Genomic DNA, 16,719 nt, shown 5'->3' on the forward strand with positions numbered 1-16,719 from the left:
CTGCGCGGTGCGCGGTCCGGCACGGCACACCGGGGGACGGCGTGTCAGCCCTGGGTCCGGACGTAGCGTTGCGCGACCTGGCAGCGGAACGGGTCGCCGTCCAGGTAGATCTCGCGCGGCGATCCGGAGGGGCGGCGCGCGTGTCGCGCCGCGGCGGCGCGGACCGCGTCGAAGGCGCGCAGGATCGTGGGGAACTGGACCTCGCCGTAGGGCACGTCCACGAACAGCTCGGACCCGGCGGGTTCGACCCCGTCCGCGCCCGACGCGCCGGTGACGGGCACGCGCACCTCGACCGGCCCGTCCGACTCCCAGCCGACCTCGCCGTGGTAGACGACGACCAGGGGCGCCGACCGGTCGGCCGCCGCGCCCGCCCGCTGGGAGAGTTCGGCCGCGGCACGCTCGATGTGCGAGGGCAGGTCCGCGACGGTCGTGCGCACGGTCCGCGCGACGAAGTGCCGCTCGGGGACGTCGCGGCTCGACACCTCCGGCCCGTCCTCCCCCGGCGCGTCCGCCGTCCGCGGGTTCTCCCCCAGCGCGTCCACCGACCGCGCGTCCTCCCCTGGCGCATCACGCCCCGGCCCGCCCTCTCCTCGCTCGGGCCGATCGTCGAGGAGCCCGCGCGCGAGGCCGTCGAGCAGCGCGACCGCGCGCTCGTGCGCACGGACCACGTCGGTCCGGTACGCGTCCAGGAGCGCGCGCCGCTCGTCTCCGGCCGCGTCGAGGACCGCGCCGATGCGCTCCAGCGGCATGCCCACGCGGCGCAGCAGCGCGATCATCCGGGCGCGCTCCGCCTGCGAGGGCCGGTAGTACCGGTACCCCGTGTACGCGTCGACGACGTCGGGCCTGAGCAGCCCGCGGCGCTCGTACAGGCGCAGCGCCTTCGGCGAGAGCCAGGTGACCCGGCTGAACTCGCCGATCGACAGCCTCGCGTCGGTCTCACTCATCGCAGCAAGTATGCGACCTCCACGGCCCACTTGCTCCGATCCGGTTCGCTCTGCGGGTCGGTGAGGAACTGCTCCGTGCGCGCGTGCCAGTGGATGCCGTCGGCCCGCTCGTCGACCGCGAGGTCCAGGCCCTGCACACCCGCCCACTCCCACATGTCCCGGTGGGTCCGTTCGAGCGCGTCCGGACCGCCCTCGGGACGCGCGACCAGGTACCGGCCGGCCGGGAGCACGCCGGTGCCGAACCCGTCCCCGAGCTCCACGCACGCCGGAACGGGCACGGAGACCGTGACGTCCATCGGGTCCGCGGCCGTCCGCAGGCGCCGGTACTGGTAGATCGGGCCGCCCTGCGGGATCCCGCCCGCCGCGGCCAGTGCCCCGTAGATCCGCGGTACGTGCGCGTTGACGCGGTCCCAGTGGGCGAGCTCGGCCGTCATCGACACGCCGACCCAGGGGCGCTCGGCCCGGTCCTCGACGGTGAAGGTGGTCATCGTCTTCCTCCTGGTCGCCATCCGCCTCTCGGATGGGCCACGACCAGCCCACACCTTCACCCAGGGACAAGGTCAAGCCGGGCCGCCGGGCGTCGGCGACCCGGCCCTCCCGCACCTCACACCTGGTCCGCGGCGCCCTCCCCGCCCGGGCGCGCCGTGTCCTCCTGCGGATCGGTGGCGTCCTCCGCTTCCGGAGTGCTCGTGCCGGGCACCAGCAGGGAGCCCAGGACCGCGACCACCGTGTTCACCGCCAGGCCGACCACGCCCGCGTGCACCCCGTGGAGGGTGGGGACGCCGGCCAGGGCCATGCCGCCGGAGATCAGCGCGCCGACGACCATGCCGCACAGCACGGGCGCGGACGCCATCCGCTTCCAGTACAGCCCGATGATGAAGGGCTCCTTGGGTCGTTCGTGACCTGAGCATGTCCCGCGCGTGCCCGACTGATGCGCCTTTGCACCCATGATCCTGTGGTCGTGCCATGGGATTCGGGTGGCGCAGGAGGAGTGTGCGGCCCGTTCGGGCCGGGCGCCCGCGACTTCGCGCAGCGGGAGTGCCAGAATCGGAAGTGTGAGCCACACACACGCCGACCAGCCAGATCCCGCCCAGGACGCACCCACCGTGGGTCCGCCGAAGCGCAGTGCCGTGGGCCTGCCCGCCGTGCTCAACAGCGTCCGCCTGGTACGCGAGCAGGCGGGCGTCCGGCGCGGCCTGCCCGCGATGCGGGCCGTCAACCAGAAGCGCGGATTCGACTGCCCCGGGTGCGCCTGGCCCGAGGGCGACCACCGGCACAAGGCGGAGTTCTGCGAGAACGGCGCCAAGGCGGTGGCCGAGGAGGCCACGTCCCGGGCGCTGACGCGGGAGTTCTTCGCCGAGCACCCGGTGGCGGAGCTCGCCGAGCGCTCCGGGTACTGGCTGGGACAGCAGGGGCGGCTGGCCGAACCCCTGTACCTGGCCGAGGGCGCCACCCACTACGAGCCGGTGAGCTGGGACCGCGCCCTGGACATCGTCGCCCGGGAGCTGCGCGGCCTGGACTCGCCCGACGAGGCGGTCTTCTACACCTCCGGGCGCACCAGCAACGAGGCGGCGTTCTGCTACCAGCTCTTCGCGCGCGCCCTGGGCACCAACAACCTGCCCGACTGCTCCAACATGTGCCACGAGTCGTCCGGGTCGGCGCTCACCGAGACCCTGGGCGTGGGCAAGGGCAGCGTGTCGCTGGACGACCTGCACCAGGCCGACCTCATCATCGTCGCGGGCCAGAACCCGGGCACGAACCACCCGCGCATGCTCAGCACCCTGGAGCGCGCCAAGAAGTCGGGCGCGCGCATCATCACGGTCAACCCGCTGCCCGAGGCGGGCATGCGCGAGTTCCGCAACCCGCAGAAGGCCTCGGGGCTGCTCGGCCGCGGCACCGAACTGACCGACCTGTTCGCGCAGATCCGCCTCGGCGGCGACCTGGCCCTGTTCTCCGCGGTCAACCGGCTGCTGCTCACCGCCGACCAGCGCGGCGAACCGGTGCTGGACCGGGCCTTCATCGACGCCCACACCCACGGGTTCGACCTGTTCGCCAAGGAACTGCTGGACGAGCCCGAGGACGAGTTCTGGACGCGGGTGGAACGCGCCACCGGCCTGGAGCGCTCGCTCATCGAGGAGTTCACCGCGATGGTGATCGCCGCCGACCGGGTCGTGGTGTGCTGGGCGATGGGCCTGACCCAGCACAAGCACGCGGTGCCCACCATCCGCGAGGTGGTGAACTTCCTGCTGCTGCGCGGGAACGTGGGGCGGCCGGGCGCGGGGGTGTGCCCGGTGCGAGGGCACTCCAACGTGCAGGGCGACCGCACGATGGGCATCTTCGAGCGGCCCGAGGCCGCCTTCCTGGACGCGTTGGGGGCGGAGTTCGGGTTCGAGCCGCCGCGCGAGCACGGCCTGGACACCGTCGACTCCATCCGCGCGATGGCCGAGGGGCGCGTGCGGGTGTTCTTCGCGATGGGCGGCAACTTCGTCGCGGCCACGCCCGACACCCTGGTCACCGAGGACGCGATGCGCCGGGTGGGGCTGACGGTGCACGTGTCGACCAAGCTCAACCGCTCGCACGTGGTGACGGGCACGCGTGCGCTGATCCTGCCCGCCCTGGCGCGCAGCGACCGCGACCTGCACGGAGGCCGTCCGCGCTGGGTGACGGTGGAGGACTCCATGGGCAAGGTGCACGCCTCGCACGGTGTGCTCGCGCCGCTGTCCGAGCACATGCGCTCGGAGGTGGACATCGTCCGCGACCTCGCGAGCCGGGTCCTGGGCGAGAGCCCGGTGGCGTGGTCGGAGCTGGCCGACTACGACCGGGTGCGCGACCGGATCGAGGGCGTCGTTCCGGGGTTCGCGGACTTCAACGAGCGCGCCCGCAGGCCGGGCGGGTTCACACTCCCCCACGCGCCCCGCGACGAGCGGCGCTTCCCCACGGCGACGGGGCTGGCCAACTTCACGGTGAACGGGGCGTACGCGCCGCGGGTGCCGCCGGGGCGGCTGCTGTTGCAGACGCTGCGCTCGCACGACCAGTACAACACCACGATCTACGACCTCGACGACCGTTACCGGGGCATCCACGACGGCCGCCGGGTGGTGCTGGTGCACCCCGAGGACGCGCGTGAGCTGGGCCTGGACGAGGGCGCCTACACCGACATCGTCGGTGAGTGGCAGGACGGCCGGGAGCGGCGCGCGCCGCACTTCCGGGTGGTGCACTACCCCACGGCCCGCGGGTGCGCGGCGTCGTACTTCCCCGAGACCAACGTGCTGGTCCCGCTGGACTCCACGGCGGACGTGAGCAACACGCCCACGTCGAAGTCGGTCGTGGTGCGCTTCGAACCCGACAGCGGGGCACCCTGACCCCGCCGCGGACGGGCGGGGTGTGATCCATCCCACCCGCGGCGACAGCCCGTGCCGGGCAGCCGGTCCCTGAATGTCACGCGTGTGACCTGCGGGAATAGTGAGGACCGACCTTTGCCACAGGGCTTTGCCTCGGGTAGACCTGGGGTTCATGAACCATGGGGGCATCGTTTACGAACGCCTGGGCCGGGGCGAGCCGCTCCTGCTCCTGCACGGGCTGGGCCACCGGCGCCAGGCGTGGGACCCCGTCGTGCGCGCGCTGGCCGAGCGGTACGAGGTGTTCGCGCTGGACCTGCCGGGGTTCGGCCAGTCCGCCGCGCCCGACCCGGACCACCCCTTCGGCATCTCCGCGATCGTGGACACCGTGCAGGCCTGGTGCGAGTCGCGCGGGCTGCACCGGCCGCACGTCGTCGGCAACTCCCTGGGCGGCGCGGTCGCGTTGGAACTGGGCGCGCGCGGCCTGGCCTCCTCGGTCACGGCGCTGGCCCCCATCGGGTTCACCAGTGCCCTGGAGATGCTGGGCTCACGGCTGCTGGTCGGCGGCATGCGGGTGGCCACCCGGGTCCCGGCGAAGGTCTGGCACACGGTCATCGACAGCCATCCCGTGCGCGCCCTGACCACGCTCGCCCTGCACGGGCGCCTGCGCGATCCGCGCGGCGGGCTCTCCCGCCTGGACCTGGCGGTGGTCACGCGCGGTTCGGCCTACACGCGGCTGGCCCCGGAGGTCGTGCGCTACAGCTTCGGCGGCGGCCGGGGCGTGGCCTGCCCCACGACGATCGCCTGGGGCGAGGACGACCGTGTCCTGCCGATCCGGGCGCTGGCCCGCGTGCTGGCCGCGATCCCGCACGCCCGCCAGGTGCGGCTGATGGGGTGCGGCCACGTGCCGATGGAGAACGACCCCGCCACAGTGGTGGAGGTCATCCTGCGCACCTGCCGCACCACCCCCGCGGTGCCCATCACGGACCCGGCCCCGGCCGCCTGAACCGGCCGGGTGAGGTCAGGCCCTCGGTCCGGCGGCGCAGCAGGAGCAGGACGCCCACCCCCACCACCGCGGCCACGGCCCCGAGGACGCCCAGTCCGGGCAGGGTGCCTCCCGTTCCGGCGCCCAGTGCGGCCACCGCCAGCGGTGAGAGGAACTGGCCGAAGAAGAGCGCGCCGGCGCACAGGCCCGTGCCGCGGCCCCGCTGTTCGAAGTCGAGCCGGTCCACGGCCCACACGATCATCGTGGGCAGCAGCAGGCCCGTTCCGAACCCGGTCACCACGGCTCCCGCGATGACGACCGGGACCGAGGGGGCCGCGAAGACCACGCCCAGCCCCGCCGCGGCCAGTCCGAGCTCGGCTGGCACCAGGACCCGGGGCGACAGGCCCGCCAGCTTCCCGAAGAGCGCGGCCCCGGCGGCGGTGCCCAGCGACATCAGGGCGCTGATACCGCCGATCTGCCCCGCCGAACCCGCCCCCGCCGCGGTGAGGACGAACGGGAGCTGGACCGGCAGGGCGTAGAACAGGACGCCGCTGAAGAGGGTGACCAGGCACGGGACCAGCAGCAGGCGCCACGGCACGGCCGCGGTGCGCTCGGCCGCGTCCGGACGGGAGCGGTCGGGGCGGTCGGGACGGTCGGGGCGCTCCGGCCGCCACAGCAGCCGGGCCATCGGGACCACCAGCAGCACCGCCGCGAGGTAGATCCAGAACGGCGCCCGCCATCCCAGGCTCCCCAGGGCCCCGCCGACCAGGAGGAAGAGCGTCGCGGCCGACGACGCCACGAGCGCCTGCATCCCCAGATACCTCGCCCGGCGGGCCCCGGACCAGTAGTCGCCGATCAGGGCCGTGCAGCAGGTGATGATCGCCGCCTCGAAGACGCCGAGCAGGACCCGGGAGGCCAGGATCGCCATGAGCGAGTCGAGGTAGAGGGGCGCGGTGCCGACGACCGAGTAGCCGGCCATCGCGCCGAGCAGGACGCGTCTGCGGTCGATCCTGTCGGCGACGACGCCGGCGAAGGCCGCGGTCAGTCCCAGGACCAGCGCGGGGACGGTGAGCACGACGGGGACGAGGACGTCGGCGCCGGGGGTCGCCGCGAAGTGCCGCCCGAGCTGCGGCAGGACGGGGGCGATGAGCACGGAGCCCAGCACGGGCATGCAGCTCGCGGCGAGCAGCAGGGACAGTTGGGCGGGTCCGGCGGTGCGGACGGGCGGTGCTCCCGGTTCGGGAGCACCGGGGTCGGACGGCCGGTCGGCGTCGGGGCGGTCGGGTATGAGGGGGTTCTCCTCGGTCGGCGAGGCACGCGGAGACGTCAGTGTGCGCCGACGACGCGGCCGGGATTTGTCCCTGGCCGCACACGCCTCGCCCCTGCGCGCACCGATGACCACCGCGGACCGTCGCAGGGCTCCTTCGCGGCAGCCTGGGGGCCGGGCGCTCGGCCGGTCCGGGCCCACCCGTACTGTGGCGGCATGCCAGCTATCTATCTCATCCGCCACGGCAAGGCCTCCCCCGAGGCCGCCGACTACGACGAACTGAGCCCCACCGGCTACGAACAGGCCATGCTGCTGGGCCGGGAGATCGCCCGGCGCGGGCTGCGTGTGGGACCGGTGGTGACCGGCACCCTCCGGCGCCAGAAGCAGACCGCCGCGGCCGCGCTGGCCGAGGCGGGCCTGGACACCGCCCCGACCACCGACGAGCGGTGGAACGAGTACGACCACCTCGGCCTGCTCGACCGCTACGCCCCCGGGCCCGGCTCGCTCCAGCAGCGGCTCGACGCGTGCCTGCACGCGTGGACCTGCGACGACGGCGCCGGGAAGGACTCCTGGACCGCCTTCCGGGACGCGGCGGCCGCCGCCCTGCGCGACCTGGCCGGCGGGCTGGAGCGCGGGAGCACCGCGCTGGTGTTCACCTCCGGCGGGGTGATCTCGGCGGTGTGCTCGTCCCTGCTGGGCGTGCCCGCTGCGGGATTCGTGTCGATGAACCGCGTGGTGGTCAACGGTTCGGTGAGCAAGGTCGCGCACGGGCGCGGCGGCACCCAGGTGCTGTCGTTCAACGACCACGCGCACCTGGAGCGGGACGGCTCCGCGCTGCTGACCTACCGCTAGTTTTTTTGCCCATCACATACCGACTGGTCGGTTCCGCCTGCGTGCGGAACCGGCCTCGGACCGGACCGGCCGCGGCCGCCGCCGGAGATCCCCCGCGGTTCGGTGTCACACGCGGGCGGCGGCCGGTGTCTCATGGACGACACCGATCAGCGAACGGACGGGAGCCACCCATGGCAGGCGTGGACGAGCACGAGGACTCCGCGACCGAGGCGTTCGTCGCCCACCGCAACCTGCTCTTCACGGTCGCCTACGAGATCCTCGGGTCGGCCACCGACACCGAGGACGTACTCCAGGAGACCTGGCTGCGATGGGCCGGCGTCGACCAGGACACGGTGCGCAACCAGCGCGCGTACCTGGTGCGGATCGCCACCCGCCAGGCGCTCACCCGGCTGCGCACGCTCGGGCGGCGCCGGGAGTCCTACGTCGGCCCGTGGCTGCCCGAACCGCTGCTGACCGCGCCCGACGTGGCCGAGGACGTCGAGTTGGCCGACAGTGTCTCGATGGCGATGATGCTGGTCCTGGAGACCCTCGCCCCGACCGAGCGCGCCGTGTTCGTGCTGCGCGAGGTGTTCGCCGTGGACTACGACGAGATCGCGCGGGCCGTCGACAAGAGTCCCGCCGCGGTCCGCCAGATCGCCCACCGGGCACGGGCCCACGTGGCCGCGCGCCGACCGCGGGACGTGGTCTCGCAGTCGGAGTCCCGGGCGGCGCTCGCGGCGTTCCAACGGGCGGTCGAGACCGGCGACCTCCAGGGCCTGGTGGACATCCTCGCGCCGGACGTCGTCGCCCTGGGCGACGGGGGCGGGGTCAAGCAGGCCCTGCCGCGACCCGTCGTGGGGGCGGACAAGGTGGCGCGCCTGCTCGCGGTCGGCCTGGAGCAGTACGGCGACGCGCTGTCGGTCGAGCCGGTCCAGGTCAACGGTTACCCGGCGCTGGTGCTGCGGCTCGACGGGGAACTCGACTGCGTGGTGGCGCTGCGGATCGACGACGGCCTGGTCACCGGGCTCTACACCGTGCGCAACCCCGAGAAGCTGTCCCACGTGGAACGGGAGACCGCCCTGAGCCGCTAGCGCGCGGCCGGCCCGTCCGCCGGCCCGCTCAGCGGTCCTGCTCGGCGCGGCGCTCGGCGTCGCGCCGGAGCACCGCCCGCAGGGCCAGCTCGTAGCCGAACACGCCGCACCCGGCGACGTAGCCCGCCGCGACGGGGGCCGTCACCGAGCGGTGCCGGAACTCCTCGCGGGCGTAGACGTTGGAGATGTGCACCTCGACGACCGGGGCCTCGATGGCGTCGACGGCGTCGCGCAGGGCGATGCTGTAGTGGGCGTAGGCGCCGGGGTTGAACACCACGCCCGCGTAGCCGCGGGCCTCGTGCAGCCGGTCGACCAGCGCGCCCTCGCTGTTGCTCTGGGCGCACACGACCTCCGCGCCCAGTTCCTTGCCCAGGTCCCGCACGCGCCGCTCGACCTCGTCCAGGGTGGTGGTGCCGTACTGCGCGGGGTCGCGGGTGCCCAGCAGGTTGAGGTTGGGGCCGTTGAGCAGCAGGACGGTACGGGATGCGGCGTGGGACATGCGGGGACTCCTCGTGGCGGCCGGCGGACGAGGCCAGCTTAGGGGTCGTCCCGTCCGGCCGTGCGTCGGCGGTCCGGTGTCCGCGGCCTCAGAGGTCCAGGATCGCGGAGACGACGGTGTCCCACGTCTCGTACGGCGGCATCTGGTGGCCCACACCCGGCAGCGGGACCAGCCTCGCGCCCGGGATCTCGCGGGCCAGGGCCTCGCCGTGGCCGTACGGGAACAGCGGGTCCTCGGTCCCGTGCAGGACGAGCGCGGGCACGCGGATACCGCCGAGGCCGTCCCGGACCGGGTCCGACTCCGGGAGCATCCAGTGGTTCTGCGCGGCCGCCATGGCCGGGCTGCGGTCGTGGGCGCGGCCGACGATGCGGCGCAGGCGTGGTTCGTCGAGCCGGACGGAGCCGGCGAAGGCCTCCTCCCCCTCCAGGAAGTGGGCGATCACCGCCTCGCGATCCGACCAGTCGGGCCCCGCGTCCTGCGACGGTTCCGCGAACACCGCCGCCAGCCGCTCGCTCATCGGCGGCAGGTCCGGGTCGTCGGGGCCGCCGGGGCCGTCCGGGGTCGTGGAGATGAGGGTCAGGGCGGTGACCCGGTCCGGGTGGCGCACGGCGACGTGCTGCGCGATACCGCCGCCCATGGAGATGCCCACGACGTGCGCGGCCTTGATCCCGAGCGCGTCGAGCACCCCGACGGCGTCGGCGACCAGGGCGTCGCCGTCGTAGGGCGGCGCACCGACCGGGAAGGTGGTGGAGCGGCCGGTGTCCCGGGTGTCGTAGCGGATCACGCACCGGGCGCCGGCGGCCAGGCGTTCGCACAGGTCGGCGTCCCACCAGTCCATGGACGCCTCGGCGCCGCCGATGAGCAGCAGGGCGGGATCGGAGGCCGACCCGAAGGTCTGGACGCACAGGTCCACCCCGTTGACGTGCAGTATCCGTTCGGGATTCACGGCGATCTCCTCGATCCGCGGTGGGTGTGTGACGCACACTACTACTAAATTCGTAGTGCGTGCTATCTTTTTGGTAGAAAGATGAACGGACGGGAGGACGGCAGTGGCAGAGCGGCGCAGCTACGGAGAGGCGTGCCCCATCGCGCACGCGCTGGACATGATCGGCGAGCGCTGGGCGCTGCTGGTCGTGCGGGAGCTGCGGCTCGGCCCGCGGCGCTACTCCGATCTCGCCGCCGCGCTGCCGGGCATCGGCCCGAGCGTGCTCTCGCAGCGACTGCGTGACCTGGAGCGGGTCGGGGTGCTCACGCAGCGCGCCCTGCCGCCTCCGGTGACGGCGAAGGTGTACGAGCTCACGCCGTGGGGCGCCGAACTGGAACCGGTCTTCGCCGCCCTGCGCCGCTGGGGGATGCGCTCTCCGGTGGTGCCGCGGGAGGGCGGGGTCAGCGCGGACACCGTGTTCCTCGGCCTGCGCGCGTACTTCGACGCCGACGCCGGTGCTGGTACGCCCTGGTCGGCGACCTTCCGCGTCCGGCTGGAGCGGGAGGTCTACCACCTGGTCGTGGACGAGGGGGTCCTCACCGACGTCCGCCGCGGCGAGCACCCCGGCGAGCCCGACGCCGTGGTCACGACCGACCAGCGCACGCTCCAGGCGGTCCTGGGGCGGGAGCGCCCACTCGCCGACGCGGTCGGGGCGGGCGACCTCACCGTCGACGGAGACGAGCGGGCGGTCCAGCGGCTGGTCGACGCCGCCGGGACGCCCGCCTGACCCCGAGCCTGGACGCCACCGGCACGCCCGCCCGACCGGGCGCCCCCGCTCACGACGCCGCCCCCGCGAGCGGGTAACATACCGGCCAGTCGGTCTACACACCTATGGGAGGCTCACCGTGGCGTCCACCCTTCTCTCCGAACGCGACCTGCAGTTCCTGCTCTACGAGTGGCTCGACGCCGAGGCGCTCACCGCGCGCCCCCGGTACGCCGACCACTCCCGCGAGACCTTCGACGGCGCCCTCGACCTGGCCGAACGCGTGGCCACCGACCACTTCGCGCCGCACTTCAAGACCAGCGACGCCAACGAGCCGCACTTCGACGGGGAGCGCGTCCACGTCATCCCCGAGGTGAAGAAGGCCCTGGAGGTCTACGCCGAGACCGGCCTCAACAGCCTGTCGATGCCCGAGTCGGTCGGCGGCGCCCAGGCACCCCGCCTCATCTCCAGCGCCTGCAACGCCTGGTTCCAGGCCGCGAACCTGGGCACGTCCGCCTACCCCTTCCTGACCTCGGGCAACGCGGCGCTGCTGCTGGCCCACGGCAGCCAGGAGCAGATCGACACCTTCGTACGCCCCATGGTCGAGGGCCGCTTCACCGGCACGATGTGCCTGTCCGAGCCCCAGGCCGGCAGCTCCCTGTCGGACATCACCACGCGCGCCGAACCCGCCGGGGACGGCACCTACCGGCTCTTCGGCAACAAGATGTGGATCTCGGCCGGCGACCACGAGCTGACCGAGAACATCGTCCACCTGGTCCTGGCCAAGATCCCCGGCGGTCCCGCCGGGGTCAAGGGCATCTCGCTGTTCGTCGTCCCCAAGCACCTGGTGAACGACGACGGCACGCTCGGGGAGCGCAACGACGTCGTCCCGGCCGGGCTCAACCACAAGATGGGCTACCGCGGCACCGTCAACGCGCTGCTCAACTTCGGCGAGGGACGGCACACGCCCGGCGGCGAGCCCGGCGCGGTCGGCTACCTGGTCGGCGAAGCCCACCAGGGCCTCCAGTACATGTTCCACATGATGAACGGGGCCCGGATCGGCGTGGGCGCCGGCGCGATGGCGGTCGGCTACACCGGCTACCTGAAGTCGCTCGCCTACGCCCGCGAGCGCCTCCAGGGCCGCCCGCTGGGCGCCAAGGACCCGGACCAGCCGCAGGTGCCCATCGTCGAGCACACGGACGTCCGGCGGATGCTGCTGGCGCAGAAGAGCTACGTCGAGGGCGCCCTCGCGCTGGTGCTGTACTGCGCGCGGCTCTACGACGACACGCTCAGCCACGAGGACCAGGCGGGGCGCGAGCACGCCGACCTGCTGCTGGACGCGCTCACCCCCATCGTCAAGAGCTGGCCGTCGCAGTGGTGCGTGGCCGCCAACGACCTGGCCATCCAGATCCACGGCGGCTACGGCTACACCCGCGAGTACGACGTGGAGCAGCACTACCGCGACAACCGCCTCAACCCGATCCACGAGGGCACGCACGGCATCCAGGCACTGGACCTGCTGGGCCGCAAGGCGGTGCTGGACGGCGGCAAGCGGCTCGGACTGCTGGTGGAGGCCGCCCGCACGGCCGTGGAGCGCGCCCGCGCCCTCGGCGGGGCGGAGGCCGCCTACGCCGACCTGCTGGACGCCGCGCTGACCCGCACCACCGAGACCGCCGCCGCGGCGTGGTCGGAGGGCGACCCGGCCGTCGCCCTGGCCAACGCCACGCCCTACCTGGAGGCGGTCGGGCACGTGGTCATCGCGTGGATGTGGCTGGAGCAGGTGGTCACGGCGCACGGCAGGGAGGGGGCGTTCTACGACGGCAAGCGCGCGGCGGCCGCGTACTTCTTCCACCACGAGCTGCCCCGCACAGGACCGCAGTTCGACCTGGTGGCCTCCCGTGACCGCACCGTCCTGGACGTGTCCCCGGACGCGCTCTAGCGGCGTCGCCGCCGGATCGCTCACGCCGCGTCGTGGCCGATCCGGCGGTTGAACCCGCCGGCGAGCCGTGCGGTCGTCGAGCGGCGGAGCAGCCGCGGAAGGAAGGTCAGCACGCGGTCGGACACACGTCCCGGGAAAGAGATGGTCCGACCGCGGGAGAAGTCGTCGAGGATCCTCCGGGCGACGCGCCGCGGGGAGACCGCCTTCGCGGCCATGGTGGCCGACGTGTCGTCGAAGAAGCCGGTGTCGGTCGCGCCGGGATGGGCCGCCATCACCTGGATGTCGGACGTGCGCAGCTCCTCGGCGACCGCCTCGGTGAAGGAGAGGACGAAGGCCTTGGTCGCCGCGTAGCTGGCCTGGTACGGCATCGGCTGGAACGCGGCGCTGGACGCGATGTTGAGGATCCCCCCGCTCCCGCGTTCGAGCATGCGGGAACCGATGGCATGGGTCAGTGCCATCAGTCCCGTGATGTTGAGGTCGACCGACCGGCGGTCGCGGTCGAACGACCCAGCGAGGAACGGGCCGACGGCGCCCATGCCCGCGTTGTTGACGAGGAGGTCGACCTCCCTCCCGCGCTCGCGCAACGCGGCGACGACCTCCGCGGGCCCGTGCGGCGCGGCGAGATCCGCGGTGACGACCTCCGCCCGGACGCCGTGGGTCGCTCGCAGTTCCTCGGACAGGCGACTGAGCGCGTCGGCGGACCGCGCGACGAGGACGAGGTGGGCACCGCGCGCGGCGAGTTCGCGGGACAGGGCCTCCCCGAGCCCCTTCGAGGCACCGGTGACCAGGGCGGTTCTTCCAGAGTAAGGAGGCATGGCACGTTCCTTCGGTGAGTGGCGCACACGGGGGACATTCGATTCGAGACTCGAAGCATATACTTCGAGACTCAAACTACATGCTTCGAGACTCGAAAGACACGCGGTAGGCTGTCGATATGCCACCGAGCCCCCTGGAAGCCGCCATCGTCGGTGTCCACACGCTGGTCACACAGACGGAAGAGCTCATCGGAGACGCTCTGGCCGAGCACCGGCTGACCGGCGCCACGGCTCAGGCGCTGTGGGCGATCGATCCCGAGGAGGAACCCCCATCGATGAAGGTGATGGCGCGGCGGCTGTACTGCCGCGCTCCGAACCTGACGTTCGTGGTGAACCAACTGGCCGACCGGGGCTTCGTTGAGCGGACCGTCGACCCGGCGGACCGCCGGTCGCGCCTTGTGCGGATCACCGAGGAGGGCCGTCGCGCCCGAACCGCGGTCGTCGACGCCGCCGTCGCCACGAGCCCTCTCGCCCGATTGACCCCTGACGAGCTGCACCGGCTGATCGCCCTGCTCGGCACGGCGCTCCCGCCCTCCACCGACTAGCCTCCGCGCGGGGGCGGGCGCAGGGACCCGCACGGACCTTCCGCGATCCGCGGGCCTCGGAACGCTTCGGTCTGCGCGACTGCTCGAACATGACGGTCGCCTCCGAGGGCGTCACCTTCGACGCCACCGTGGAGTCGCGGTCCTCCCCCTCCCTCCCCGAGTCGGGCGACATGTTCGCCATGTCCCTGGAGGGCGGGGGCGTGGAGATGGCCATGACCGCCGCCTGGGGCCAGGTGGACGACCTCTTCTTCGCCCTCATGCGCATGGACATGGCCCCGGGGGCGGACTCGGAGCCGGGCCCGTCTCTTCCGTACGGGGACGCCCGTGAGGAGTGCATGGAGGAGGAGAACCCCGTCCCCTGCATGATGGACGTCGGCGAGGCCGAGCAGGAGCAGGCCGACGCCGAGGCCCGCGAGGCGGACGACGAGGAGTTCGAGGACGTCCTCGCCGCGGCCGTCGAGCGCCTGGAGCAGGCCGCCTGACCGGCGGGGCTCGCCGCGCGGCCCGACCGGCGGAACGGACCGCGCGGCCACTACGCTCGTGGCGTGAGCAACGACGAGGACGAGGTCGCCCGGCTGCTGGTGCGCCTGATCAACATCAGCAACCGCCTGGGGCGCTACGCCGCCCACGCCACCGGCGAGCGCACGTCCCCGGCGACCTGGCGCGCGCTGAGCGTGCTCCAGGAGAAGGGACCGCTGCGGCTGGGCGTGCTGGCGGAGAACTGCCGGGTGCGCCAGCCCACGATGACGGCGATCGTGGAGTCGCTCCTCTCCTCCGGCTACGTCCTGCGCCGCCCCGACCCCGATGACCGGCGCGCCCAGTTGCACGAGCTGACGGCGGCGGGCGAGGCGGCGCTGGAGGACTGGCGCTCACGCGTGGGGGCGGCGCTGACCCCGCTCTTCGACGACCTGACCGAGGACGAGCACGCGCTGCTGTCGGACTCGGTGCGGCTCCTGGACGGGCGCCTGCGCCGCGGCGAGGCCTAGAACCTGTTCCGAAAGTATGTACGACGGCGGGTGATCCGTAGTACTCCTGGGGAGTCCGACCCGTCCGTCCCTTGAGGAGCCGTCGATGTCCGTCCGCCGAGTGGTGCCCAACGTCCGGTCCGAGGCCGTGCCGGAGAGCCGGGAGTTCTACGGCCTGCTGGGCTTCGAGGAGGTCATGAACCACGGGTGGATCATGACGCTCGCCTCCCCCTCCCATCCGGCGGCGCAGGTCAGCTTCATGACCGAGGACGCGACGGCGCCGGTCGCCCCCGACATGAGCGTGGAGGTGGACGACGTGGACGCGGCCTACGCGGCCATGCGCGAGAGCGGCGCGGAGATCGTCCACCCGTTGCGGGACGAGGAGTGGGGCGTGCGGCGCTTCTTCGTCCGCGACCCGAACGGCCAGGTCGTCAACGTCCTGGGGCACCGCTGACCGGTGCCGGTTCGGCGCGGCGTCGCCGGATGCGGGGCGCGAGGACGGCGACGGCGCCGAGCGCCGCCGCCATGAGCAGGAAGGCCGCCCGGTCGGTACCGGCCCCGGCCGCGACCGCGGTCGCCGCGGCCAGCCCGACGGCGCCGCCGAACTGCTTCCCGGTGTTCATCAGGCCGGAGGCCGCACCGGCCTGCTCGGCCGGGACGCCGGTGGTCACGATGGTGGCGAGCGGGGTGTTCAGCAGGCCGCCGCCGACGCCGACCACGACGCTGGGCGCGAGGATCGTGAGCGCGAAGGGACCGCTGTCCGCGAGCGCCTGCCAGACCAGGCCGAGACCGGCCACCGCCGCCCCCGTGCAGACGAGAGCGCGGGCGGGGACGCGCCGCATCAGACGCGGGGTCGCCCAGGTGTTGACCGCGAGCATGCCGAGGGTCAGGGGCAGGAAGGCCAGACCGGCCTGGAGGGGGGTGTAGCCCAGCTGCTCCTGCATCCGGAACGTGAGGAAGTACCACAGGCCGACCTGGAAGCAGACGGCGGTCAGCGCGGTGGCGAGGTTGCCCCGCACGATGGGGCGGTCGCGCAGGAGCGCGGCGGGCACGAGCCGGTGCGGGGTTCGGCGCTGCTCCGCCACGAGCAGGGCGAACAGCAGCACGCTCGCCGACCCGGCCGCGGCGAAGGGCACCGCCGAGCCCGGGGTTCCGGCGACCGAGAGCGCGTAGGTGGCGCACGTGAAGCCGCCGGTGGCCAGCACGGCACCGGCGAGGCTGATCCGCCCTCCGCGCCGGTCGTCGGGGGTCCACCACCGCAGCGCGACGGCCGCGAGGGCGACGGCGGCACCGATCGGCAGGTTGACCAGCAGGACGGCACGCCAGGAGACCAGGTCGGTGAGCACGCCGCCGGTGACGGTGCCGAGGCCGCCGCCGGCGAGACTGACCGCGGTCCACACGGCGATCGCCCGGACCCGGGCGGGCCCTTCGGGGTAGGCCGTCGTGAGCAGGGTGAACGTCGCCGGCGACACGACGGCGGCGGACAGCCCCTGCACCACCCGCGCACCGATGAGGGTCCAGCCCTCGGTGGCCAGACCGCCCACCGCGCTCGCGAGGGTGAACAGCGCGATGCCCCAGCCGAGCACCCGTGCCGTGCCGAGGACGTCGGCGAGCCGCGCTCCGACGAGCAGGACTCCGGCGAAACCGAGGCCGTAGGCCAGGGCGACCCAGGTCGCGGCCACGCCGCCGAGCGAGAGGTCGGCCCGGATCGACGGGAGGGCGACGTTGACCACCGAGATGTCCAGCACCACCATCAGCTGGGCCGCGCAGGCCGCCCAGAGGGCGAGCCGCCTCGTCGCCGTGGACACAGCA

General features: G+C 73.4%; 18 protein-coding genes. 10 read left to right on the forward strand and 8 right to left on the reverse strand.

What is annotated here, in order from left to right:
• Positions 1 to 44: 44 nt before the first annotated feature.
• The 3 genes from HNR10_RS03125 to HNR10_RS03135 all read right to left on the reverse strand — a co-directional run bounded on the left by HNR10_RS03125 (position 45) and on the right by HNR10_RS03135 (position 1,893).
• Complete coding sequence (locus tag HNR10_RS03125; protein WP_179820697.1) at positions 45 to 944, reverse strand: MerR family transcriptional regulator; 900 nt, start codon at positions 942 to 944, stop codon at positions 45 to 47.
• Positions 941 to 1,432, reverse strand: a complete 492-nt coding sequence (locus HNR10_RS03130) for a GyrI-like domain-containing protein (RefSeq protein ID WP_179820699.1) — start codon at positions 1,430 to 1,432, stop codon at positions 941 to 943. Before HNR10_RS03130 ends, HNR10_RS03125 begins: the two co-directional genes overlap by 4 nt.
• A gap of 116 nt (positions 1,433 to 1,548) precedes the next feature.
• Positions 1,549 to 1,893: a hypothetical protein gene (locus HNR10_RS03135; RefSeq protein ID WP_179820700.1), complete on the reverse strand. Its 345-nt coding sequence runs from the start codon at positions 1,891 to 1,893 to the stop codon at positions 1,549 to 1,551.
• Between the two features lie 97 nt (positions 1,894 to 1,990).
• On the opposite strand from HNR10_RS03135, the gene HNR10_RS03140 reads away from it, so the two are divergent.
• A complete protein-coding gene (locus HNR10_RS03140) occupies positions 1,991 to 4,306 on the forward strand; it encodes an FdhF/YdeP family oxidoreductase (protein WP_179829498.1) in 2,316 nt (771 codons plus the stop codon).
• A 151-nt stretch (positions 4,307 to 4,457) separates the two neighbouring features.
• Positions 4,458 to 5,288 (forward strand): alpha/beta fold hydrolase, encoded by an 831-nt coding sequence (locus HNR10_RS03145; RefSeq protein ID WP_246406026.1) that lies wholly within the window; start codon positions 4,458 to 4,460, stop codon positions 5,286 to 5,288.
• Here HNR10_RS03145 and HNR10_RS03150 read toward each other — a convergent pair.
• On the reverse strand, positions 5,263 to 6,669 hold the full coding sequence (locus tag HNR10_RS03150; protein ID WP_218897597.1) for an MFS transporter: 1,407 nt from the start codon (positions 6,667 to 6,669) through the stop codon (positions 5,263 to 5,265). The two genes, HNR10_RS03145 and HNR10_RS03150, sit on opposite strands and share 26 nt — an antisense overlap.
• Before the next feature lie 81 nt (positions 6,670 to 6,750).
• Here HNR10_RS03150 and HNR10_RS03155 point away from each other — a divergent pair, with 81 nt between their 5' ends.
• Together HNR10_RS03155 and HNR10_RS03160 are read left to right on the forward strand one after the other, a co-directional pair.
• Entirely contained in the window at positions 6,751 to 7,386 is a 636-nt protein-coding gene (locus HNR10_RS03155) for a histidine phosphatase family protein (protein WP_179820702.1), read from the forward strand.
• A gap of 170 nt (positions 7,387 to 7,556) precedes the next feature.
• Complete coding sequence (locus HNR10_RS03160) at positions 7,557 to 8,456, forward strand: RNA polymerase sigma-70 factor (RefSeq protein WP_179820704.1); 900 nt, start codon at positions 7,557 to 7,559, stop codon at positions 8,454 to 8,456.
• 28 nt (positions 8,457 to 8,484) lie between these two features.
• Here HNR10_RS03160 and aroQ read toward each other — a convergent pair whose 3' ends face one another.
• Both aroQ and HNR10_RS03170 read right to left on the reverse strand, forming a co-directional pair.
• A complete protein-coding gene (gene aroQ, locus HNR10_RS03165; protein WP_179820705.1) occupies positions 8,485 to 8,955 on the reverse strand; it encodes a type II 3-dehydroquinate dehydratase in 471 nt (156 codons plus the stop codon).
• An 88-nt stretch (positions 8,956 to 9,043) separates the two neighbouring features.
• Positions 9,044 to 9,901, reverse strand: coding sequence for an alpha/beta fold hydrolase (locus HNR10_RS03170; protein WP_312889088.1), 858 nt, complete (start codon positions 9,899 to 9,901; stop codon positions 9,044 to 9,046).
• A 103-nt stretch (positions 9,902 to 10,004) separates the two neighbouring features.
• Between HNR10_RS03170 and HNR10_RS03175 the strand changes: the two genes are divergently transcribed.
• Together HNR10_RS03175 and HNR10_RS31930 are read left to right on the forward strand one after the other, a co-directional pair.
• Positions 10,005 to 10,667, forward strand: coding sequence for a winged helix-turn-helix transcriptional regulator (locus HNR10_RS03175; protein ID WP_218897598.1), 663 nt, complete (start codon positions 10,005 to 10,007; stop codon positions 10,665 to 10,667).
• Positions 10,668 to 10,785: 118 nt separating this feature from the next.
• Positions 10,786 to 12,582 (forward strand): acyl-CoA dehydrogenase, encoded by a 1,797-nt coding sequence (locus HNR10_RS31930; RefSeq protein ID WP_179820707.1) that lies wholly within the window; start codon positions 10,786 to 10,788, stop codon positions 12,580 to 12,582.
• Positions 12,583 to 12,602: 20 nt separating this feature from the next.
• Here HNR10_RS31930 and HNR10_RS03185 read toward each other — a convergent pair whose 3' ends face one another.
• Positions 12,603 to 13,397 (reverse strand): SDR family NAD(P)-dependent oxidoreductase, encoded by a 795-nt coding sequence (locus HNR10_RS03185; RefSeq protein WP_179820709.1) that lies wholly within the window; start codon positions 13,395 to 13,397, stop codon positions 12,603 to 12,605.
• 119 nt (positions 13,398 to 13,516) lie between these two features.
• Here HNR10_RS03185 and HNR10_RS03190 point away from each other — a divergent pair, with 119 nt between their 5' ends.
• The 4 genes from HNR10_RS03190 (at position 13,517) to HNR10_RS03205 (ending at position 15,361) form a co-directional block, all read left to right on the forward strand.
• Positions 13,517 to 13,942 (forward strand): MarR family winged helix-turn-helix transcriptional regulator, encoded by a 426-nt coding sequence (locus tag HNR10_RS03190; protein WP_179820710.1) that lies wholly within the window; start codon positions 13,517 to 13,519, stop codon positions 13,940 to 13,942.
• Between the two features lie 89 nt (positions 13,943 to 14,031).
• Positions 14,032 to 14,424 carry a hypothetical protein gene (locus HNR10_RS03195; protein WP_179820712.1) on the forward strand — a complete coding sequence of 131 codons (393 nt, stop codon included), beginning with the start codon at positions 14,032 to 14,034 and terminating at the stop codon, positions 14,422 to 14,424.
• A gap of 63 nt (positions 14,425 to 14,487) precedes the next feature.
• A complete protein-coding gene (locus tag HNR10_RS03200) occupies positions 14,488 to 14,928 on the forward strand; it encodes a MarR family winged helix-turn-helix transcriptional regulator (RefSeq protein WP_179820714.1) in 441 nt (146 codons plus the stop codon).
• A gap of 85 nt (positions 14,929 to 15,013) precedes the next feature.
• On the forward strand, positions 15,014 to 15,361 hold the full coding sequence (locus HNR10_RS03205) for a VOC family protein (protein ID WP_179820715.1): 348 nt from the start codon (positions 15,014 to 15,016) through the stop codon (positions 15,359 to 15,361).
• Here the strand turns inward: HNR10_RS03205 and HNR10_RS03210 are convergent.
• On the reverse strand, positions 15,339 to 16,715 hold the full coding sequence (locus tag HNR10_RS03210; RefSeq protein ID WP_179820717.1) for an MFS transporter: 1,377 nt from the start codon (positions 16,713 to 16,715) through the stop codon (positions 15,339 to 15,341). The genes HNR10_RS03205 and HNR10_RS03210 overlap by 23 nt on opposite strands.
• Positions 16,716 to 16,719: the final 4 nt, after the last annotated feature.

Source organism: Nocardiopsis aegyptia, assembly GCF_013410755.1.
GTDB lineage: Bacteria > Actinomycetota > Actinomycetes > Streptosporangiales > Streptosporangiaceae > Nocardiopsis > Nocardiopsis aegyptia.